The sequence below is a fragment of the Acinetobacter calcoaceticus genome (genome assembly GCF_051947995.1).
Lineage (GTDB): Bacteria > Pseudomonadota > Gammaproteobacteria > Pseudomonadales > Moraxellaceae > Acinetobacter.
On sequence record NZ_JBLVVH010000059.1, the window covers coordinates 1 to 226 of the forward strand.

Annotated in this window: 1 protein-coding gene; it reads left to right on the top strand. The window is 70.8% G+C overall.

Features of this window, described 5'->3' with window-relative positions:
* The coding region (locus ACNQO6_RS18540) for a hypothetical protein (protein WP_440209925.1) at positions 1-226 on the top strand (226 nt) is incomplete at both ends.

Genomic DNA, 226 nt, shown 5'->3' on the forward strand with positions numbered 1-226 from the left:
TGGGCGAGGAATGCGCCGCGCGCGAACCGTTCCTGTATTTCACCGATCACCAGGGCGAACTGGCGGACGCGGTCCGCGAGGGACGACGCAAGGAGTTCGGCGAGTTCGGCCGCTTCGGCGAGGGCGCCACCCTGGCTTCGCTCCCCGATCCCAACGCGGTGGAGACCTTCGAGCGCTCGCGTCCCGGCCTGGCCGATTGCGACCCGGCCTGGCGCGGCTTCTACCG